This is a genomic window from Bacillus sp. THAF10 (assembly GCF_009363695.1).
GTDB lineage: Bacteria > Bacillota > Bacilli > Bacillales > Bacillaceae_I > Sutcliffiella_A.
This window is the reverse complement of the sequence record NZ_CP045403.1, coordinates 3494199-3515507: the sequence shown is the minus strand read 5'-3', so window position 1 is coordinate 3515507 and position 21309 is coordinate 3494199. Positions and strand designations below refer to the sequence as shown.

The window sequence follows — 21309 nt, the reverse complement described above, 5'->3', positions numbered from 1 at the left end:
CGAGGGATTATGATGAATATTTGTGTTATTGGAACAGGATATGTTGGCCTAGTTTCCGGTGTATGTTTTAGTGACATTGGCAACAAAGTAACATGTGTGGATATTGATGAAAACAAAATCAATAACTTAAAAAAAGGAATCATTCCCATTTATGAGCCGGGTTTGGAAGAGCTAGTTCTAAAAAATATTAATAAGAAACAGCTGTTTTTCACAACGGAATTAGAAGAAGCGATGGAGGATGCTGACATCATTATCATTGCTGTTGGAACGCCGCCAAAGGAGAATGGCGACGCAGATCTTCGCTTTGTGGAAGCAGTTGCTACCTCCATTGGTAAACACCTGACTGACTACAAGGTCATCGTAACGAAGAGCACGGTGCCTGTTGGAACAGGTAAATGGATAAAAGGTATTATTGAGAAGGAAGCAGGACATAGCAACTTTGATGTAGCTTCCAATCCTGAGTTTCTAAGAGAAGGCTCTGCCATTTATGACACAATGAATATGGAACGTGCTGTCATTGGCGTCGAGAGTGAAAAGGCAAAAGATGTGTTAACAAAGCTTCATGAGCCATTCCAAACAAACATCGTAGTTTCTGATATCGAAACTGCTGAAATGATTAAATATGCCGCAAATGCATTCTTGGCAACCAAAATCAGCTTTATTAATGAAATTGCCAATATATGCGAATTAGTAGGCGCTGACGTCACAAAAGTGGCAGAAGGCATGGGCTATGACAATCGTATTGGAAAAGCATTTCTTGCCGCTGGAATTGGTTATGGTGGTTCTTGCTTTCCTAAAGATACGAATGCGCTCATTAGCATTGCAGAAAAAGCAGGCTATAACCTTCGAATCGTGAAAGATGTAGAGAACGTGAATGCTAACCAGAGATTCCGCATCTACGATAAAGTTAAAGAAGCCTTTGGAGGAGATATTAAGGAGAAGAAGCTTGCCGTCTTAGGTCTTGCATTTAAACCAAACACAGACGACATGCGAGCAGCACCTTCTCTTGATATTATTCCAAAGCTTCAAGAAGAGGGAGCCAACGTTATTGCCTATGATCCTGTGGCAAGTAAAAATGCTCATAAAGAAATTCCCAATCTACAAACAGTCGATAGCTATGAGCAAGCTGTTCAGGATGCAGATGCAGCCATCGTCCTTACGGATTGGAAGGAATTTAAGGACATGGATTTACATGCGTTAAAAGGCAAGCTCAAACAACCGATCATCATTGACGGTAGAAATATGTTTACTCTTGATTTAATGGAAGAACTTGGTTTTTATTATTCATCCATCGGGAGAAAAACAGTAAAAGGTAATTAAGGATAACAGGGAGATGTGCATGTTTTATGCACATCTTTTGGTCATTATATAAAAGGGTAATGAGGTGTGCTGGAGATGAGGCGTTGGAAATCCATCTTGTTCATTATATTAAGCGTCATTTTTGTGTCAGGCTTTTTCTTTTTAAATAGTGAAGAAGTACTGTACAACAGAGAAGTAGAAGAAGAATTAGACATTAGTCCAGGACAGAAGAGAAATATCATGTCCTATATTGAAATAGCGAAATTCAAGTTCCACAATCTTACAATGGACGACGATCAACCAGACCCAGATTTGATGACACGCAAAGAGCTTGAGGACTATCTGTCTAACTATTTTGCAGAACCTATGCTATCAGAGTTTGTTGATTACTGGTCTGGCGATGAACCTGAGTTACAATCATTTGTAGAGCAATTCACTACACTGGACTCAGATATAGAAGAAGAACCTGAGTATATTCCAATAAATGAAAAAGAAGTGCTTGTCCGCTGGGTTGATTCTCGGTCTAACATTGAGGTATCTGTGATCGTAGAAAGAAACGGAAACGGCTGGATTATTAAAGACATGCAGTTCATATAAGAGGCCACATAAAAGGGGATAAAGGGAGAAAAGAGAATGAGAAAATGTGCAGGAATTCTGCTTTCGGTACTGCTAATATTTCTTGCCCTATTCACACATCACGAAAATGTAAACGCATCACAAATCGGGGAAAATGTTAGGGTAATAATCAAACATAAAAATAAAGAAAAACAGCATACCTTTGCAAATCATGGCGAAGACTTCGAGGTAAAGAACGTTTACCGTAAAGATTTGTCAAAGATAAAAAAACAGTATGAAAAAAGTAAAGAAGTGGAATATGTGGAAGAAGACTATCGGTATCACTATACAAAGGTGAACGATCCACATTTTCATTACCAAGAACAATCGTTTGAATCAATGAACATACAGCAGGCTTGGACAGGCTATACACCTACTGATCAAGTAACGGTGGCTGTGTTGGATTCAGGAATAGATCATACACACCCAGATTTAAAAGATACGATTTTCAAGCCATACAACGTACTTGCTCCTGGGAGCTTGCCACATGACGAACTTGGTCACGGAACACATGTAGCAGGAATTGTAGGAGCGAAAACAAATAATGGTATTGGCATTGCTTCCATTGCACAAAATGTACGCATGATGCCTATAAAAGTTGGAGATCAGCACGGTGCATATGCTTCTGACATCGCAAAGGGAATAGAGTATGCCGTTAGTAACGGTGCAGAGATTATTAACATCAGCATAGCAGGTCCAAAAAGCCAGGCGGTACAGGATGCTATTCAACAGGCTTTGAGTAAAGGAGTTTTAGTAGTAGCAGCTGCTGGAAACAAGACAAGTGAAACGGTCGAATACCCAGCAGGTTTTCCAGGAGTACTCTCTGTTGGAGCAAGCACGGCTTCTGGTGCTCTTGCAAGTTTTTCCAACTTTGGCGAGTCTGTTTCAGTAGTGGCAGTTGGCTCTAATGTTATTAGTACGTACCCAACAAACAAAAGTTCTACCCTTGAAGGGTATGCATGGATGGATGGAACCAGCATGGCAGCACCGATGGTAGCATCCCATGCAGCGCTTCTCAAGGGAATCGACAAATCGTTAACTTCTGAGCAAATCATAGAAATTATTGAGCAATCTAGTGTAAATCAAGACGTGTTTCCTGTTCAATATGGATCAGTCGATGTAGCGAGTTCTCTTGACTATTATCATAATAAAAGCAGAATTTATGGTGCAAACTCCTTGGAGACGGCTGTGAAAATTGCAGAGCAGGGTTGGAGCAATGTCGAAGAATCGACCCTGTCTAATGGTACAAGAAAATGGACAGGCAGCTTTGCAATCTTAGCTAGTAGCCAGCAATTTGCTGACAGTCTTGCTGTTGCCCCGTTAGCCTATAAATTAGATAGTCCGATCTACCTAACGGAAAAAAATTACCTTCCATCATCCTCTATTCAATCCATGAAAAAACTTGGAGTGAACAAAGTTTTATTAGTTGGAGGAGAGCAGGCCATCAGCTCCCAGATAGAAAAGAAGCTCAAAGAAAATGGACTAGAAAGCATAAGAATTTCAGGGAAAACAAGATATGACACAGCTGCAGAAATTGGCAAGTTTTTAAATACAAAAAATGGGGAAGTTTTGATTGTAAATGGCAAAAGCTTTCCTGATGCCTTGTCTGCTTCGGTTGTGGCTGCTAATAGAGAAATACCGATTTTATTTGTAGAGAACAATTGGATCCCAACCTCGTCAAAGGAATTTATTAGCAGTAAGAAATTTTCCAAAAAATACCTTATTGGTGGTACAGAAGTAATAAGCACGAATCTCGAAAAAAGCTTGAATGCCATTCGAATCTCTGGCACCAACCGTTATAAAACAAATATTGCAGTTGCAACTTTCTTCCCATCCGAAAAGAATGGTTATTATTTTGCAACGGGGTCAGATTTTAAAGATGCCCTTGCTGGTGGATTGCTTGCTGCAAAAGAGCATAAAAATCTGTTGTTAATTAAGCGCAATGGGTTAGACGATGCTACAAAAGCCTATTTACAGCAACATCAGTCCGAATCATATCAAATACTTGGCGGAAGAAAGGCAATTGAATCAGAAGTGATATGGAAAATTGACAAAATTCTTTATGCCAATTAGTATGTAAGAATCGTAGTTTTGTAGAAAAAATGGCTATCGTGTAAATTCGATAGCCATTTTGAATATTCTTGTCATTTTTGACAATTTACTGCAGAATTATAAATATAAGGTTAGGTAACGCTAAATAGTATCATTGCTCATTTTTGTAGGAGGAAATAAAATCATGAAAGAAACTGCAAAAACTCCTTTAGTTTCCATCGTTACACCTGTATATAATGCCGAAATGCATATTGCAAGCTGTATCGAATCGATTTTAAGCCAAACATACGAAAACTGGGAGTTAATTCTTGTCGATGACCAATCCACTGATAATAGTTATGCAATCATCAATCAGTATAAAGAAAAAGATGCTCGAATTCGCATCATACAGCTTGATCAAAACAGTGGGGCTGCTGTTGCCAGAAATACCGCAATAGATGCAGCTAAAGGAAAGTATGTCGCCTTTTTGGATAGTGATGATTTATGGGTGCCTACCAAATTAGAAAAACAGGTTGCTTTTATGGAAGAGCACGATGTGGCATTTTCGTTCACAAAGTATCTCATCATTGATGAACAAGGTAACGATTTAGATAAGGTGGTCGATGTTCCAGAAAAAATCGATTATGAAGGCTATCTGAGAAATACGATTATCGGTTGTTTAACGGTCATGTTAAATATAGAAAAAATCGGAAAAATGAAGATGCCTCTTATCCGAACAAGACAGGATTTTGCTTTTTGGCTTTCCATCTTGAAAAAAGGCTATATTGCCTATGGCATTCAGGAGCCTTTAGCAAAATATCGTTATGTTCAAGGGTCAATTTCCAGTAATAAATTTAAAACTGCGAAACGAAATTGGTATGTATATCGTCAAATAGAGAGACTGAGTTTTTTCAAGGCAGCATGGTGCTTTGTAAATTATGCCTACAATGGGGTTAAAAAAAGAGCATAACACGAAAAATGTGAGGATTTGACACGAGTCGACAATCTTTGTTAATTTAGCGTAAAAACCCTATTTCAGTTATATTATGCTTGTGTTAAGGTTAGATAATTTGTATTTTCATCTGGGTACTTATTTGATAAAATGACTAAGGGTGCTAAACAAGCAATTGGATAATTAAACTAGACATGATTACTTTCATTAAATGAAATGCTAAAAATAAGAACAAGAAATTAGGTGACGACAATGGATTTTCAGTTAGTACTCGCATTTTTAGTGTCATTCATCACCGTCCTCGTTATTACGCCATTGGTTATAAAATTTGCACACTTTATTGGTGCAACAGATAAACCGAACATTCGGAAGGTTCACCAAAAGATTATGCCTCGATTAGGCGGACTCGCCATTTTCATCGGTGTGGTTGTAGGTTATATCTTTGTTGGACTTTATGATCAACGAATCACCGGGATTACCATTGGGGCACTTATCATCGTCCTAATCGGTATTTTTGATGATAAATATGAATTAAAAGCAAGAACAAAGCTTTTCGGACAAATAGCAGCAGCAGGTATTATCGTTTATACAGGCCTTAAAATTGATTTCATCACGATTCCATTTATTGTGGAACGAATTGACTTAGGCTACCTTTCCATCCCAATCACCATTCTTTGGATTGTTGGCATCACCAATGCCATTAACTTGATTGATGGCCTTGATGGGTTGGCAGCTGGAATCTCTACCATCGCGATTGGAACAATTGCTGTCATTGCAGGTATGGGCGGAAAAGAACTTATCTTAACCCTTTCCATCATCATTTTAGGTAGTACGATTGGTTTTCTTTTCTACAACTTCCATCCAGCGAAGATCTTTATGGGAGATACTGGTGCATTGTTTTTAGGATATTGTATCTCTGTGCTTTCCCTATTAGGATTGTACAAAAGTGTAACGTTATTCAGTTTTGTCATTCCGATTATCATCCTAGGTGTTCCAGTTTTTGACACAGCTTTTGCGATCATTCGCAGGGTTTTAAACAAACAGCCGATTTCCGCACCAGATAAAAGCCACTTGCACCACAGGCTTTTAGCATCAGGATTGTCTCACAAAAACACGGTTTTAGTGATATATGGATTTGGTATTATCTTTGCAGCATGTGCAATTTTCTTAACCTCAGCTACCATTTGGGGTACGATTCTAATCACCTTGTTGCTCATCATCCTGATTCAATTCATTGCAGAGCTTGTAGGAATATTTAAGGAAAACAAACCGTTTATGAAATTTTACCGAAAAGTATTTGGCCGTCAATAACTCATTAAAACGACATTCCTTTCTCAGGAAAAATTAATAGTTTAATAGAAAGCACTTACCCATTCATGTGGTAAGTGCTTTTTTAATACATGAAAAAAAGACTTTGGGTTCCGTTTAGGTCCCAAAGTCTTGTAAGTTATTCTGCTGTAGTAGTGTCTTCAATTTCTAAGTGTTCTTGCAGTTTAGCTCTAACTTCCAGTATGCTCTCTTCATAAGGAATGAAATAGTAAACACCTGTGCTATTGTCGTCGGCACCTTCAAGTGTTAAATTCTCCATATTAGATGAATTAAATCCTGCATACAATCTGCTTAGCCCAATACCTTCTGACACTTTAATGTTAGTTTGAACATTGTCGCCCATTTCTTTCGCGATATCATCTACCTTCAACAGGTTGCCTGGAGATAATACCTCACTTACAGCTGCTTGAATGATTTGCTTTTGACGATCTCCTCGGCCAAAGTCACCACGAGGATCTTGTTTTCTCATACGTGCATAAGCTAAAGCTTCTTCACCGCTTAACTTCATTTTTCCTTCTGTAAAATAGATGGTCGAGTTGTCGACATCTGATTTCTCCGTAAAGTCAAATGGCACTTCTACTTCTACGCCGCCAACGATATCGACCACGTTTTTAAATCCTTCAAAATTTACGGTTGAATAATAGTCAATGGGAACCTCTAAAAGCTCCTCGACTTTTTCAATGGTCATTTCTTTACCGCCATATGCATGGGCGTGATTTATTTTCGAATTATAACCAAGATGTTCATAATACACTTGTGTATCACGTGGAATGCTTAATAATTTCATGGTCTTTTCTTTCGGGTTTAGCGTTGCGACAATCAATGTATCTGTTCTACCGTTTTCCCCGCCTGTTGAGTAATCTTCAATACCCATGATTAGCACGGAAAAAGGATCTTTATTGATTTTAACTTCCTTCTCGCGATATTTTGATTTTTCCCTGTCCAATTCAGTGTAAGCTTGATTTGCTGCTTGAAATGTTTCATAAAAAAGGTATCCACCATAAGCTACAACTACTAAGAAAAGAATAAGAAAAGTATATAGAATACGTTTTAGTCGTTTTCTTTTCCTGTTCTTTTTTTCATATCTTGAATTAACCAATGTTTTGTCTCCTCTTTCAAAAATTTACCTATCCTGTTCCAAGTAAACGGATTCTCCTGTTGTGAATTGCGCTTTTCCGTTTGTAAGATCAGTAATCCAATCTTGGTACTCCGTGATGCTCTTTTCCTCCACGTAAACCTCAAAAGTTACATCTTCCAAGTATTGTATATTTTTAATCATATATACGGAAGCTCTTAGTTCATTCTCTATTTTCCCGAGCAAAGTATATTCAACGGTTGTATGCATAATTTGCACTAATTTACGTTCAACCATTCCTATTGCATTAATTCCTTCTGAAGTTGATTTTCCATATGCGCGAATTAGGCCGCCGGCACCAAGTTTAATTCCTCCAAAGTAGCGGGTAATGACAACTACTGTGTCCTTTAAATGTTTTTTCTTTAGGACTTCTAGGATAGGAACACCCGCAGTGCCACTTGGTTCCCCATCGTCATTCGCTTTTTGGATTTGATCACGGTCGCCAATCAAGTAAGCTGAGCAATTGTGTGTCGCATCCCAATGCTTCTTTTTTATTTGTTGGATGAAGCTTTGGGCTTCTTCTTCCTTTGTTGCTCTAGCAATGTGGGCAATGAAACGTGATTTTTGAATGGTTATTTCATGCTCTCCTTGCCCTTTTACGGTATAGTAATGAGGTAGCACTCTGACAACTCTCCTTTATAGGCTGGCGACAATTGTATAGGCATTAAAAAGCCATACTCTTTCTATTATAAAACCTCAGGGGAAGTACATCAATTAAAAACTAGTGCATTCCTCCTCTTTCTGCAAAAAACGACAAAGTTTAATGCGATTGTAATGCCTATGTTATACAAGTAAAACTTTCGTCCGATATAATCAAAGGGCGAACATTTTTCGACAAGTACCCCCAAAAACGATTGGAATATTTTGAATGATATAACATATAGTCTCTTTTGTGTTTTTGGGTATAATGCACTATATAGATAAAGAAGTATTCCTGTTATTCTTTTAAGAATACCGGGTCTTTTGGGGGATGTCCTATGTCTCGGAAAGTTATAAACTCTAAACAATTAGACATGATTATTGAACAAATGGTAAATGCAGTTGAAGCGAGTAAGGACGAAATTTTTGAAATAGGGGAAAATTCCCGTAAAGAATTTGAAAGCCTTGGCAGAGAGCTGAATGAGGTGAAGCTGGAAGTAACCCAGCAAATCCAAAAGCAGGATATGCTAGAAGGCCAAGTCCGTAAAGCAAGAAACCGTTTGTCGGAAGTAAGCAGGCAGTTTAAAAACTACACAGAAGAGCAAATACGACAGGCTTACGACCATGCTCATGAATTGCAATTAGAGTTGCACACCACTTCACAAAAAGAAATGCAACTTAGAAACCGTAGAAATGAAATTGAACGCCGCCTTTTAAATTTGGAAGAAACGATCTCAAAGGCAGATCGGTTAGTTAGCCAGGTCTCTGTCGTTTTAAATTATGTGACAAGTGACTTGCAGCATGTGGGACAAATGATTGCCGATGCCTCTGAAAAACGAGAATTTGGCTTTAAAATCATGGAAGCTCAAGAAGAGGAGCGAAGACGTCTTTCACGAGAGATTCATGATGGGCCAGCACAAATGCTAGCCAATGTCATGATGCGTTCTGACCTCATCGATCGTACATACCGGGAGAGAGGACCAGGGGAAGCATTATCGGAAATTCGTGCGCTAAAAGTAATGGTTCGCTCCGCATTATATGAAGTAAGAAGAATCATTTATGATCTTCGCCCTATGGCACTTGATGACTTAGGTCTTGTGCCAACCTTAAAAAAATATATTTCGACTATCGAGGATTATCATAAAGGATATCCTCGGATAGAATTTTTTAACCTTGGAGTGGAGCACCGGCTGTCCGCCAACTTAGAGGTAGCAGTGTTCCGCCTAGTGCAGGAATCCCTGACAAATGCAATCAAGCATGCGCAGGCGAGCTCCATCCAGGTAAAATTGGAAATTAAGCCTACCCATATTACTGTCATCGTAAAGGATGATGGCGTAGGATTTGACACGACAGAAAAAAAAGAAAAGTCGTTTGGCTTGATAGGTATGAGAGAAAGAGTACAGTTAATCAGTGGGGAGCTTGAAATACAATCCCAGCCTGATAAAGGTACCACTGTTTTCATCAAAATACCGCTAAGCTGAAGATGTATTTGGGAGGATGAGAGGAATGGATACGACAAAAATCGTAATTATTGATGATCATCAGCTTTTCCGTGAAGGTGTAAAACGCATTTTGGACTTTGAATCCAACTTTCACGTAGTAGCGGAAGGGGACGACGGCGATGAGGCCATGGACTTAATGGCCCAGCATGATCCGGACGTCTTTATCATGGATATCAATATGCCGAAAGTAAATGGAGTCGAAGCTACTCGAAGATTGGTCGATGCCAATCCGGAAGCGAAGGTCATTGTTCTGTCCATTCATGATGATGAAAACTACGTCACGCACGCGCTGCAAACTGGTGCACGCGGGTACTTGTTAAAAGAAATGGATGCTGACGCATTGGTGGACGCTGTGAAGGTAGTTGCTGACGGTGGATCCTATCTTCACCCGAAAGTAACCCACAACCTTGTGCGCGAATACCGCCGCTTGTCAGAAAATGGTGCCGGAAGCATGCGTAATGGTAACGGTAGTGGCGGCTCTGCTTCTGCAACCTATCAGCAGGTCGAAATTCGTCGCCCACTTCATTTGTTAACACGCCGAGAGTGTGAGGTGCTTCAACTGTTGGCTGACGGAAAAAGTAATAAGGCAATCGGCGAGGCATTGTTCATCAGTGAGAAAACCGTGAAAAACCATGTGAGTAACATCCTTCAAAAAATGAATGTAAATGACCGTACCCAGGCGGTAGTTGTTGCGATTAAGAATGGCTGGGTAGAGGTAAGATAGCCTTGGAGATTTTTCTCCGGGGTTTTTTTTGTGGGGGAGGTGGAGGGTGGAGAGTAGGGCAAGCCGGGGAGCCTGGGGTATAGCAGGGAGTGGGGGGCGAAATTTGTCACTGGGTGTCGAATGGCCTTTATCTTGCTTCAAATGGACAATAAAAAGTAAAAGTGGACAAATTATTGCTTCAAATGGACAAAAAAATGAAAAAGTGGACAAAATATTGCTCGAAGCGGACAAAATAAATGTTCACACCCAATCATCTGGCACCTTGCCCCCAAAAATCTCCCCCAAAACACCTTCAATATCTACTTTCAGCAAGACCAGCTCCAATTTCACCTGCTTTCATCACTTGAAATGCTCAAAAAAGTTATCTAAAAAGCAAAACAACCGCCCATCCGACGAAAATCTAAACAAATGATGAAACTTCCAACAGATTCATGTACAATCTAAGGTAGACGGTTTTTCGAGTCCCGGCGTCCGGGTGCTGACGGAAATCCATGCGAATGCCCAATGGACAAAAGAAATTATGTATAAGGAAGGTCTACACGATATGAAAACGGCGATTGTTACAGATAGTACAGCCTATATCTCTAAAGAGCTACGCGAAAAGCATAACATACATATGATTCCACTTAACGTGATTTTCGGAAATGAATCCTACCAAGAGGAAGTAGAAATAAAAGTCGAGCAATTTTACCAGGAAGTAAAGAACAATCGCGAGCTGCCTTCCACCTCGCAACCAGCAATTGGGGAGTTCGTGGCGCTTTATGAAAAGCTTGGAAAGGAATACGACGCTATTGTCAGTATTCACCTATCAAGTGGTATTAGTGGCACCTACCAAGGAGCTGTCGCTGCAGGGGAGATGGTGGACGATGTAAATGTTCATGTATTCGACTCTGAAATCAGCTGTATGATTCAAGGGTTCTTTGTGTTAGAGGCTGCGGAACTGGCGGCAGAAGGCAAGAATCCGGAAGAAATTTTAGAAAGACTTAACAAGATGAAGGAAACCGATCGCGCGTATTTTATGGTAGATGATTTATCTCATCTTCAGCGCGGAGGTCGTTTAAGTAGCGCACAAGCCATTGTTGGCAGCCTGCTGCAGGTAAAGCCTGTTCTCCATTTTGTGGACACGAAAATTGTTCCTTTTGAAAAAATCAGGACACGTAAAAAGGCGGTAAAACGCGTGCTTGAGCTCTTTGATGAAGATGCTTCCGAGCAAGTGCCAATGCGCGCTGTGGTTATTCATGCCAACCGTGAGGCTGAAGCTGAGGAGTTGAAAGCAGAGCTAACACAAAAATATCCGCATGTAGAATTCTTTCTAAGTTATTTTGGTCCAGTTATTGGTACTCACCTTGGAGAAGGTGCGTTGGGACTAGGCTGGTACAAACGTTAATCACACCCATTAAACCCACACCACGAGCAGAAGAACGTTGCTTGTGGTGTTTTTTATAAGGAGGAAATCAATGCTCTTTACGTTGAAAAATAATATTCTCTATCTCAGTGAACAGCCTGATGGTAAGCGAATCAGTGACTTCGCTATCTTGCCTCACCCGTCCCAATCTTCAGATTACCCACTGAACACCGACCTTCAACATTACCTCTCCGGTAAACGACTTCTTTTAGATGAACTTCCTTTTCCACCAGAAACCATTCACGAACATTATCAAAAAGGATATATAACTCTCCAACATGGTGTCACTAATTCAAACAAAGGCTATCGATGCACAAGGTGTGCAAATAAGGATCAGGGACTATTTTATTCGTATGCTTGTGCCCGTTGTCAGAAGAAGTGTGCGTATTGCAGAAAGTGCATTATGATGGGGCGGGTAAGTGAATGTACACCCCTTTTTAGCTGGAGTGGAAAGCACACGGTGCAGCAGTCATCACATGCATCAGAACTTACTTGGAACGGCATCCTTTCTAAAGGCCAAGCTCTTGCTTCTGAAAAGGTGGTCCAGGCTGTTCAAGAGAAATCCAATTTACTTGTTTGGGCCGTTTGTGGAGCTGGGAAAACCGAGGTGCTTTTTGCAGGGATCCAAAAGGCGCTCACCCTAGGGCAGCGTGTGTGTATTGCTACACCAAGAACGGATGTTGTCCTCGAGCTTGCCCCACGCCTGCAGGAAGTGTTTCCTAACATGGAGGTGGCTACGCTTTACGGAGGCAGTGAGGATCGTAGCAAAAATGCACCGCTTACGATTGCGACAACACATCAGTTACTACGGTACTATCAGGCGTTTGACCTGCTGATTATCGATGAAGTGGATGCATTTCCTTATTCTATTGATGCCACCCTTGAATATGCAGCAAATCAGGCTTTGAAACGCATTCATACGTTGGTGTATTTGAGTGCTACTCCATCTAAAAAAATGCAGGTTTCAGTCAAATTGAACAGGTTACAGGCTGTGATGATACCTGCCAGGTACCATCGGCAGAAGCTTCCTGTGCCAATTTTTGAATGGTGTGGGCGCTGGGAGAAAAAAGTGAGTAAGGGGAAGCTTCCAGCGAATGTTTTGTATTGGGTGAAAAGGCATGTTCAACAAGGGCGGCCACTTTTTTTATTTGTACCGGATATCAAGCTGCTCGAAAAAATCACGGCAATTTTACAAAAAGAGTTTGGGGAGCTTGTGGCTGGAGTGCATTCGAAGGATACGAAACGGAAGGAAAAGGTGGCAGAATTTCGAAGAGGGGACATAAGGGTGCTTGTGACTACAACGATATTAGAGCGTGGCGTAACCGTTGAAAATGTACAGGTGGGAGTTCTAGGAGCGGAGGATGACGTGTTTACAGAGAGTGCGTTGGTGCAAATAAGCGGAAGAGCGGGACGAAGCAAAGATTTTGCAAATGGGGATGTTCGCTTTTTTCATTTTGGAAAAACAATGGAAATGGTGGCGGCAAGGAAGCAAATTGTCCGGATGAATGTTCTAGCGCGAAAGGAAGGATTGTTGGATGAGTAGTTGCTTTGTCTGTCAGGAGGAAATCGTGGTGAGCATTGGTTGGGGAGAATTTCTTGGAATCGCTGCAAAGAAAGTCCCCTTGTGTGAGGAGTGTGACCAAGCTTTTGAAAAGATAGATGGCGAAGTGTGCAAAGGATGTGGGCGGCTTTGGAAGGATGTGCTACCTGCGCACCGCCGTGAGGAGCATTGTTTGGATTGCTTTAAATGGGAGGGAAAACCAGAAACGAAGGGGCTGCTCGTGATGAGCCGTTCCGTTTATACATATAATGAGCCGATGAAGAACGTGTTGGCTGCGTTTAAGTATCGGGGTGATGCTGCGCTAGCAGAGATTTTTGAGAAGTCGCTTTGTGAGGTCTATCAAAAATATTATAAAAAGGACTTTCCGGTGGTGGTACCCGTTCCCCTTGCAACAGACCGACTTTATACCCGTGGATTTAATCAGGCGCTTTTACTGGCAGAACTGCTAAATATGAAAACAGAGGAGGTGCTGGGGCGAACGGAATCCACAAAGCAATCAAAAAAAGGACGTTATGAACGCTTGCATCAGGAGAACCCCTTTTTTGTCACTAAATCTGTAGAAAAAAACATTCTTTTAGTAGATGATTTGTACACAACCGGTACGACATTGCGGTTAGCGGCGGAAGTTTTGCGGGAGGCTGGTGCCGAGAGAGTAGCTTCTTTAACATTAATTCGCAGTTAACATTTCTCCCATTCTTACGATATAAAGGATAGAAACTTATTGTTCGAAAGGGAGTTGCGTTATGTCTCAACTAGATAATTGCCCAAACTGCGGGGAGATTTACGTGCAAAATGCGTTTAGGGATGTATGCGAAGCGTGCTATCGAGAGGAAGAAGGAAAATTTCAGAGTGTATATGCATTTTTAAGACAGCGAGCAAATCGAATGGCTACGATGGAACAGGTCGTGAGCGGGACTGATGTTTCAGAGAGTTTGATTACGAAATTTATCCGAAAGGGAAGAATTCAGCTTTCCCAGCTTCCGAATTTAGGGTATCCGTGTGACAGATGTGGTACGATTATAAGAGAAGATCGGTTATGTTTACCTTGTAAAAAAGACATTAAAGGACAGCTTTCCGAGCTTGATCGGGAAGAGGAACGGAAAAAAATGAAAAACCAAGTAAAAACCTACCATTCAGTTTACAAGAAGTTTTAATTAACATTTTTAATATTTTGCCGATAAGAAGGATAGAAACTTGAACGGAAAGGAAGAGATGGCAATGAAGATTAATAACATTGGTTCTTCAAAGGTGAATCCATATTTGAATCAGATGAAGCAGCAGCAGATTCAATCACAGCACCAGCCAAAAGCAGATCAGCTGGAAATTTCCAGTAAAGCAAAAGAGATGCAAGAGCAATCCCAATTTGCCGCAGCTCGTCAGGAAAAAGTTGCCAGTTTGAAAATTTCAGTGGAAAACGGAACGTACAAGGTAGATACGAAAGCAGTAGCTACCAAGATGATGGATCACTATTTCAATAATTAAGCTAAGGAGCGGCTATGTCTCACTCAACACTTATATCTGTACTTGAAAAGATGGTTACCTTGCATTCCTATCTCTATGAATTGACGACCAGGAAAGAAGAGATTGTGAAGGCAAACAAGATGGATGAGCTTCAGGAAGTTACACGCGAAGAAAAGCAATATACAAGGGCGATTGTGCAGCTTGAGCAGCAACGGAAACAGTTGTCTGGAGAAAAGACGATTTCAGAGCTTGCAAACAACAGCAATGCAGAGGAAAAAGAGCGCCTTCTTTCTTTGAAAGAGCAGTTGACCGATATTATTTCAAACATTAAAAAGCAAAATGAGCTCAATCAGCTTTTATTAGAGCAATCCCTTCAATATGTCACCATGACCATTAATACGTTAAACCCTCAGCCGGCTGCAGTAAATTACGAAAAGCCTGCAAACACAAAGAAAGCAACAGGTGCCCCTGCGCGCTCCATGTTCGACTCAAAAGCTTAGGAGGAAGACAACATGCGTTCAACATTTCATAGTCTAGAGGTAGCAAGGCGAGGTCTTGTAGCCCAGCAAACAGCTCTTCAAACAGTTGGTCACAATATCGCCAATGCCAATACCCCAGGCTATACGAGGCAGCGAGTTAACTTTGTGCAAACCGAGCCATTTCCAGCTCCATCGTTAAACCGTCCGCAAATACCCGGACAGATTGGAACGGGTGTGGAAGCTGGAAGCATTCAGCGAGTTCGAGAAAGCTTTCTTGATGTGCAGTACCGAGGGGAAAACAACAAGCTTGGTTATTGGGAAACACGTGCCGATGCGCTGCAAAAAATGGAAGAGATCATGAATGAACCATCTGAAACAGGCCTATCGACAACCCTTGATCGCTTTTGGCAGGCGTTTCAGGATCTTGCAGTTAATCCGACCAATGCTGGTGCCAGATCGGTAGTAAGACAGCGTGGATTAGCGGTAGCGGAAACGTTTCGGTATTTATCTGATTCCCTTTCATCTGTTCAGGGCGACATAAAAAATGAAATGGATGTCACGCTAAAACAGGTGAACGCCCTCACACAGCAAATTAATAACGTGAATAAACAAATTGGTGAGCTTGAGCCGCACGGATATTTGGCCAATGACCTTTATGATGAGCGAGATCGTTTAGTGGACGAGCTGTCACAGCTTGTGAACATTAAAACATCTCGAGTTGGAACTGGTGGGAGCCCAAGCAGTTTGGCAGAGGGCAAGCTAACCATTGAGATGGTGGACGATACTGGCCGCAGAATTGGCACGCTTGTGGATGGTAGCGGGTTAAGGGTGAATAACATTTCCTTAGAGTACCGTCATGACACTGGCTTAGTGGATGGTTTCAGATTAGGTGATACGAGCTATGGCGTAGAGAGCCTGCAAGCATCAGGCAAGCTGCGAGGCCTTATCGATTCTTATGGTTTTATGGACGGAGACAAGGAAAAAGGCCTTTATCCCGATATGCTTAACCACTTGGATACAGTTGCCTTTGAATTTGCCGAGGAGATTAACCGCGTTCATGAGTCCGGTTGGAGTATATCCAGCATGAAAACTGGGGAACACACAGCCTTTAAATTCTTTGAATTCCAAAATACTGCTATCGCAGCAGACAACAAGAAAAATGCTGCGAAGTTATTTACGGTCGCCGGCGACATTATGCAATCCTTAGATAATATCGCAGCTTCCGGATACAACCAAGGGGTTGTGGCTACTGGTGATTTTTATGGCTATAACGGAGTGGAAAACATTGCGGTGACGGTACAATCTACCGTCGATGCTGCAGGTGTACAGCAATTTACGTACAGTATCCATGATGCGTCTGTAACGCCGAAACAGGAGCTAATGACATCTGGTAATTTTATTAGCCTAGAAGAATTAAGTTCAGCCTTATCAGAGGAATTCACAGATGAAAACGGGGATCCTTCGGTGAACTTTAATATGGAAAATGTTCGGTTAGAGGATGTGTCCAAAGGAAATTTCATCACCATTTCTATCCCACAAACCGGCGAAGTAGCAGGGAGAGTGGGAGATGGTAGTAACGCAGTAGCCCTTGCGGAAGTTAAATCACGCTCTTTGCAGCTGAACGGGGTATCGACAACGTTCCAGAACTATTACGAAAGTGTGATTGGTGGTCTAGCGGTAGATGCACAGGAAGCAAACCGACTTTCCTATAACAGTGAAACGCTTAGGTTGTCTGTGGATCAGCGCCGACAATCGGTAAGTGGCGTATCCTTAGATGAAGAAATGACACAAATGATCCAATTTCAACATGCATACAATGCGTCCGCACGAATGATTACGTTAACGGATGAGCTTTTAGATAAAATAATTAACGGCATGGGCCTAGGTGGAAGGTAGGTGTAAAAAATGCGCGTCACACAAAGCATGCTAACGCAGAACTCCTTGCGTCAGCTTAGCACAAGCTATAGCAAAATGGGGAAGCTCATGGAGCAGCTTTCCACCGGTAAAAAAATCTCCAAACCATCCGATGATCCAGTCGTTGCGATGAAAGGGATGTACTACCGCACCAACTTAACAGAGCTTGAGCAATACAAACGAAATCTTAGTGAATCTTACGCTTGGATGGAGAATTCCGAAGCGGCTCTAGACCATGTACAAAGTGTTATGCACAGAGCGCGTGAGCTGGTTGTTCAGGGTTCAAATGAAACGTACTCACCGGAAGATCTGCAGGCAATTGGGAAAGAGATTGAGCAGCTTAAACACGATTTTGTACAGGTAGCCAATACGCAGGTGGCAGGGAAGTACATTTTTAATGGAACGGCAGTAGATAAGCCAAGAATAGTGGACGCTAATAACCCTACCTCGGTGAGTAATGAGAATTCTCCTTTTGAGGTGGAGGTATCTCGTGGAATTAAGCTGCAGTCGAATATCAATTCGGACAATGTTTTCAGTGAAGAGATGCTTGGAGTATGGAACGAACTACAGGCAGCTTTTGAGAATGGCGATACGGATGCATTGGGAGATTTGATGGGTAGGCTGGACGCTGGTGCGGATTTAATTTCTGCAGAACGTTCTGAGCTCGGTGCCCGCTATAATCGCTTAGAGATGATTGATAACCGCATTGGCTATCAGGAGGTTGTAGCAACACGAATTCTTTCGGATAACGAGGATGCTGATATTGAAAAAGTTATTACGGATTTGACTTCACAGGAAAGTGTCCACCGTGCATCTCTTGGCGTTGGCGCTCGAGTGATTCAACCATCATTATTAGATTTTTTACGATAGGATAAAGGAACTGTCTTAGAGGAGACTGTCTAGCTGGCAGTCCTTTGGGGCGGTTTTTTTTGTATATAAGCTCATTAGACGCCGCTGTTGATTTCCGCAAAAGACTAAGCTTTCCGCGGGGCGACCTTGAGCCTCCTCGGATACGCCTGTGGGGTCTCAAGATTGTCGCTTTATTCCCGCAGGAGTCTACGTCTTTTGCTACAATCATCAGCTAGAAACTGCTCATCAACACTCTTCTATATAATATCCTAGAGTAATGAAAGGGGTGTCCGCCATGCTTTTTCCACAAATACGATTGCAATCGACTTCTGCCCAAACACAGCTTCATATTCAAAAACCAACACAGGAAATTCAGCAGCCCAAAGCCGAGCTAAGTATTGAGCAACCTAAGCCAGAGCTAACGATAAATCGGACTCCTTCCAAATTAACCATCGACCAAACACAAGCGCGTGAGGATATGGATTTAAAAAGTGTCGGACGAAGAATAGAAGAAGCCGCCCAGTTCGGTTATCAAGATTGGCTGGAGGGACTTTCGCGTGTGGCACAAGACGGAAATGAATTAATGCGGATTGAAAACGGCGGTGGTGCGATTGTTCGCCAAGCAAAGCGAAATAGCGAGGGGCCAGAGAAGCAATTTAATATTGGCTGGATTCCTTCACATTTTAGTGTGAAAATAAACTATGAGCCGAGTTCAGTGGATATTCAGTGGCAGGAACGCAGACCGATTATTGATGCGCAAATTAATAAACCAACACACCACTATACTCCTGGCTCAACTGAAGTGAAGCTAGCAAACTATGCCTCACTCGACATTGATTTTGAGAATTTACGTTACGTCGGAACAGGCGGCTATGAACAAAAAATTTAAGGTTGTGATGAGATGAAAATAGAAACAAAATATCATGGGTTAGTAGAATGTAACGCTGAAGAGTTTGTACAATTTCCTAGTGGACTTCCTGGGTTTCAGGAGGAAAAAAAGTTCTTAATTCTGCCTTTTTCAGATGACGGTACCTTTTTTATTTTACAATCTGTTTCGACACCTGGGTTGGGGTTTGTGTTAACAAATCCATTTCCCTTTTACCCAGAATACGACTTTAAGCTTGATGAGCAAACTGTCGAAGCGCTAAAGCTGGAATCGGAGAAGGATGTTGTCGTTTACACAGTACTTACTATGGCCGATCCATTCCATTTAACCACAGCAAATTTGCAAGCACCAATTGTCGTGAATACGAAAAAGAAAATTGGAAAACAGGTTATCTTAACAGGTACAAGCTACCAAACTAAGCACAAGTTATTTGTAGAAAAGCTAGCAAAATAGAGAGGAGGAGAAAGCATGCTCGTATTAACTCGTAAAACAGATGAAGCCATCAAAATTGGAGATGATATTGAAATTACGGTGCTAGGAATTAGCGGTGACCAAATTAAACTCGGAATTTCGGCCCCAAAGCAAATTGAGATACATAGAAAAGAAGTCTACCTTTCCATCCAAGAAGAAAACAATGCCGCAGCCCACTCCTCTCTGGATATGTTAAAGGCCTTATCAGACCAACTAAAAAAATAATTTGTAACTTTTTCTCCAATCCTCTATAAACACTTGTCGAGAGAGGTCGATATAAAACATGTAAGCAGCTAGAATCGAAAGGCGGCCGACTTTTGAACTAACTGCAAATCTAACACCGATTACACAAGGATGTGAAATCGGCGACCATTCAAGGAGGAAAAGTGAAATGAGAATTAATCACAATATCGCTGCGTTGAACACGCACCGTCAACTTGGTTCTGCTAACAATGCGCAAATGAAGTCTATGGAGAAATTATCTTCTGGGTTACGTATTAATAAAGCTGGGGACGATGCAGCTGGACTAGCTATTTCTGAGAAAATGAGAGGGCAAATCCGTGGGTTAGATATGGCTGCAAAGAATGCACAAGATGGTGTGAGTTTACTACAATCTGCCGAGGGTGCTTTGAACGAAACACATTCTATTCTTCAACGTATGCGTGAACTTTCTGTTCAAGCAAATAATGATACTAATACTAATGATGACCTTGGAGAATTACAAAAAGAATTTAATCAATTAAAAGATGAAGTTACTCGTATTGGTGAAAAAACAGAATTCAACACTAAACCATTACTAACAGGTAGTCTTGGGGTACAAGCAGCTGCTGGTGATGGAAGTAACAATACATTTACAGGTGCTGGTATTTCTATTGATGTATCAGGAGTTGCATCAGGAGAAACTTTAACATTTGCTGTTGATGAAACTGCTAATGAAATAACTGTTACTGGTACAAATAGTGGTGTTTCTCAAACGTTGTCTGTAACTGAAGTAAATACGATGAGTGCAGGTCAGACATTAAATTTTGATTCATTAGGGCTAAAATTAAACTTCTCTGCTAATACGGATTTTAGTAATGCAACTTTTGACACAGAAACAATTGTGACATCTGGTAATCAATTAAGTTTTCAAATTGGTGCTAACGGTGGTACTACTCTTGATATAAGTATTGCGGATATGAGATCAACTGCATTAGGAACTGGAACTTCTGTATCTGGAACCGTTGCTAGTATAAACGATGTTAATTTAACGTCTGCTGGCGCAGGATTTGATTCGAATATAGAAGTTATTGATAAAGCAATAACTCAAGTATCTGCAGAGCGTTCAAAACTTGGTGCATACCAAAATCGCTTAGAACATACAATCAATAACTTAGGAACTTCATCTGAAAATCTTACTGCTGCGGAATCTCGTATCCGTGACGTTGATTATGCTTTAGCTGCCTAAGCAGCAATGAGCACAGTCGTCCTAACTGGTAACGGTTAGTGATAATTATCGGGTGAATTGCTGGAAACCCATAAGAGCTTTTCTTGCCACAACGTAGTTGGAAACGACAGGCGTGAAGGTCCAAAAAAAGAAAAGATTTGGCAATCAGCAGCCAAGCTCCTGTTCCGAAAGGATGGAGAAGGTTCAACGACTAGGATAAACCATCTAAGGCAAATGCTATGATGATGAAATCCGTAGGTGAAACAATGTACATCAGCATTGTGAATCCGAAGTGCCCGACCCCTACATTAGAGGGTGAAGATATAGTCTGGTCATTTGTGAAAGCAAATGTTCGCACGATGGCGAAAGAAATGATGAATCAAACTAAAAACTCTATTCTTTCTCAAGCTGCTCAAGCTATGTTAGCTCAAGCGAATCAGCAGCCACAGGGAGTATTACAACTTCTTCGTTAAAATCAGCTTTAAAAGAGACTCTAGATTTACTAGGGTCTCTTTTGCATATGATTTGGAAAGGATTTAGAAAAAAGTATCTTTCTAAATTAAGTGAGGAATTATATGGTCGCTATGATGCATATGTTATTGAGCCAAAGTATGGATTCAGCACCATTTCT

At 41.2% G+C, this 21309-nt stretch carries 22 protein-coding genes and 1 pseudogene; 21 read left to right on the top strand and 2 right to left on the bottom strand.

The features are described from left to right. Positions 1-9 precede the first annotated feature (9 nt). The 5 genes from FIU87_RS18155 to FIU87_RS18135 all read left to right on the top strand — a co-directional run bounded on the left by FIU87_RS18155 (position 10) and on the right by FIU87_RS18135 (position 6208). On the top strand, positions 10-1320 hold the full coding sequence (locus tag FIU87_RS18155) for a UDP-glucose dehydrogenase family protein (protein ID WP_253905458.1): 1311 nt from the start codon (positions 10-12) through the stop codon (positions 1318-1320). A gap of 75 nt (positions 1321-1395) precedes the next feature. Beyond that, entirely contained in the window at positions 1396-1896 is a 501-nt protein-coding gene (locus FIU87_RS18150) for a hypothetical protein (protein ID WP_152445874.1), read from the top strand. Positions 1897-1932: 36 nt separating this feature from the next. Continuing rightward, positions 1933-3987 (top strand): S8 family serine peptidase, encoded by a 2055-nt coding sequence (locus tag FIU87_RS18145; RefSeq protein WP_152445873.1) that lies wholly within the window; start codon positions 1933-1935, stop codon positions 3985-3987. Between the two features lie 163 nt (positions 3988-4150). Beyond that, positions 4151-4915 carry a glycosyltransferase family 2 protein gene (locus FIU87_RS18140; protein ID WP_152445872.1) on the top strand — a complete coding sequence of 255 codons (765 nt, stop codon included), beginning with the start codon at positions 4151-4153 and terminating at the stop codon, positions 4913-4915. A gap of 234 nt (positions 4916-5149) precedes the next feature. Further along, positions 5150-6208 (top strand): glycosyltransferase family 4 protein, encoded by a 1059-nt coding sequence (locus FIU87_RS18135; protein WP_152445871.1) that lies wholly within the window; start codon positions 5150-5152, stop codon positions 6206-6208. A gap of 136 nt (positions 6209-6344) precedes the next feature. Here FIU87_RS18135 and FIU87_RS18130 read toward each other — a convergent pair whose 3' ends face one another. Then, on the bottom strand, positions 6345-7325 hold the full coding sequence (locus tag FIU87_RS18130) for an LCP family protein (RefSeq protein ID WP_152445870.1): 981 nt from the start codon (positions 7323-7325) through the stop codon (positions 6345-6347). Positions 7326-7349: 24 nt separating this feature from the next. Then, positions 7350-7982, bottom strand: coding sequence for a YigZ family protein (locus tag FIU87_RS18125; protein ID WP_152445869.1), 633 nt, complete (start codon positions 7980-7982; stop codon positions 7350-7352). A gap of 356 nt (positions 7983-8338) precedes the next feature. Between FIU87_RS18125 and FIU87_RS18120 the strand changes: the two genes are divergently transcribed. The 16 genes and pseudogenes from FIU87_RS18120 to FIU87_RS21480 all read left to right on the top strand — a co-directional run. Continuing rightward, entirely contained in the window at positions 8339-9481 is a 1143-nt protein-coding gene (locus tag FIU87_RS18120; RefSeq protein ID WP_152445868.1) for a sensor histidine kinase, read from the top strand. A gap of 25 nt (positions 9482-9506) precedes the next feature. Further along, positions 9507-10226, top strand: a complete 720-nt coding sequence (locus tag FIU87_RS18115) for a response regulator (RefSeq protein ID WP_152445867.1) — start codon at positions 9507-9509, stop codon at positions 10224-10226. 46 nt (positions 10227-10272) lie between these two features. After that, complete coding sequence (locus tag FIU87_RS18110) at positions 10273-10638, top strand: hypothetical protein (RefSeq protein ID WP_152445866.1); 366 nt, start codon at positions 10273-10275, stop codon at positions 10636-10638. Between the two features lie 132 nt (positions 10639-10770). After that, positions 10771-11613 carry a DegV family protein gene (locus tag FIU87_RS18105; protein ID WP_152446650.1) on the top strand — a complete coding sequence of 281 codons (843 nt, stop codon included), beginning with the start codon at positions 10771-10773 and terminating at the stop codon, positions 11611-11613. Between the two features lie 70 nt (positions 11614-11683). Then, a complete protein-coding gene (locus FIU87_RS18100) occupies positions 11684-13174 on the top strand; it encodes an ATP-dependent helicase ComFA (RefSeq protein ID WP_152445865.1) in 1491 nt (496 codons plus the stop codon). Between the two features lie 28 nt (positions 13175-13202). Further along, positions 13203-13874, top strand: a complete 672-nt coding sequence (locus tag FIU87_RS18095; RefSeq protein ID WP_172971102.1) for a ComF family protein — start codon at positions 13203-13205, stop codon at positions 13872-13874. A 61-nt stretch (positions 13875-13935) separates the two neighbouring features. Next, positions 13936-14346: a TIGR03826 family flagellar region protein gene (locus FIU87_RS18090; RefSeq protein ID WP_152445863.1), complete on the top strand. Its 411-nt coding sequence runs from the start codon at positions 13936-13938 to the stop codon at positions 14344-14346. A gap of 40 nt (positions 14347-14386) precedes the next feature. Continuing rightward, on the top strand, positions 14387-14674 hold the full coding sequence (flgM, locus tag FIU87_RS18085) for a flagellar biosynthesis anti-sigma factor FlgM (RefSeq protein WP_367643898.1): 288 nt from the start codon (positions 14387-14389) through the stop codon (positions 14672-14674). 14 nt (positions 14675-14688) lie between these two features. After that, positions 14689-15153, top strand: a complete 465-nt coding sequence (locus tag FIU87_RS18080; RefSeq protein WP_152445862.1) for a flagellar protein FlgN — start codon at positions 14689-14691, stop codon at positions 15151-15153. Positions 15154-15165: 12 nt separating this feature from the next. Further along, a complete protein-coding gene (flgK, locus tag FIU87_RS18075; protein WP_152445861.1) occupies positions 15166-17028 on the top strand; it encodes a flagellar hook-associated protein FlgK in 1863 nt (620 codons plus the stop codon). 9 nt (positions 17029-17037) lie between these two features. Then, on the top strand, positions 17038-17916 hold the full coding sequence (gene flgL / locus FIU87_RS18070) for a flagellar hook-associated protein FlgL (protein ID WP_152445860.1): 879 nt from the start codon (positions 17038-17040) through the stop codon (positions 17914-17916). Between the two features lie 274 nt (positions 17917-18190). Then, positions 18191-18784 carry a DUF6470 family protein gene (locus FIU87_RS18065; protein ID WP_152445859.1) on the top strand — a complete coding sequence of 198 codons (594 nt, stop codon included), beginning with the start codon at positions 18191-18193 and terminating at the stop codon, positions 18782-18784. A gap of 12 nt (positions 18785-18796) precedes the next feature. Continuing rightward, positions 18797-19234 carry a flagellar assembly protein FliW gene (gene fliW / locus FIU87_RS18060; protein ID WP_152445858.1) on the top strand — a complete coding sequence of 146 codons (438 nt, stop codon included), beginning with the start codon at positions 18797-18799 and terminating at the stop codon, positions 19232-19234. A 15-nt stretch (positions 19235-19249) separates the two neighbouring features. Beyond that, the gene (gene csrA / locus FIU87_RS18055; protein WP_152445857.1) at positions 19250-19477 is read left to right on the top strand and encodes a carbon storage regulator CsrA; all 228 of its coding nucleotides are present in this window, start codon (positions 19250-19252) and stop codon (positions 19475-19477) included. A 166-nt stretch (positions 19478-19643) separates the two neighbouring features. After that, entirely contained in the window at positions 19644-20699 is a 1056-nt protein-coding gene (locus FIU87_RS18050) for a flagellin N-terminal helical domain-containing protein (protein WP_152445856.1), read from the top strand. 338 nt (positions 20700-21037) lie between these two features. Further along, positions 21038-21151 (top strand): annotated as a pseudogene (locus tag FIU87_RS21480) (flagellin); the annotation flags it as partial. Between the last annotated feature and the right edge of the window lie 158 nt (positions 21152-21309).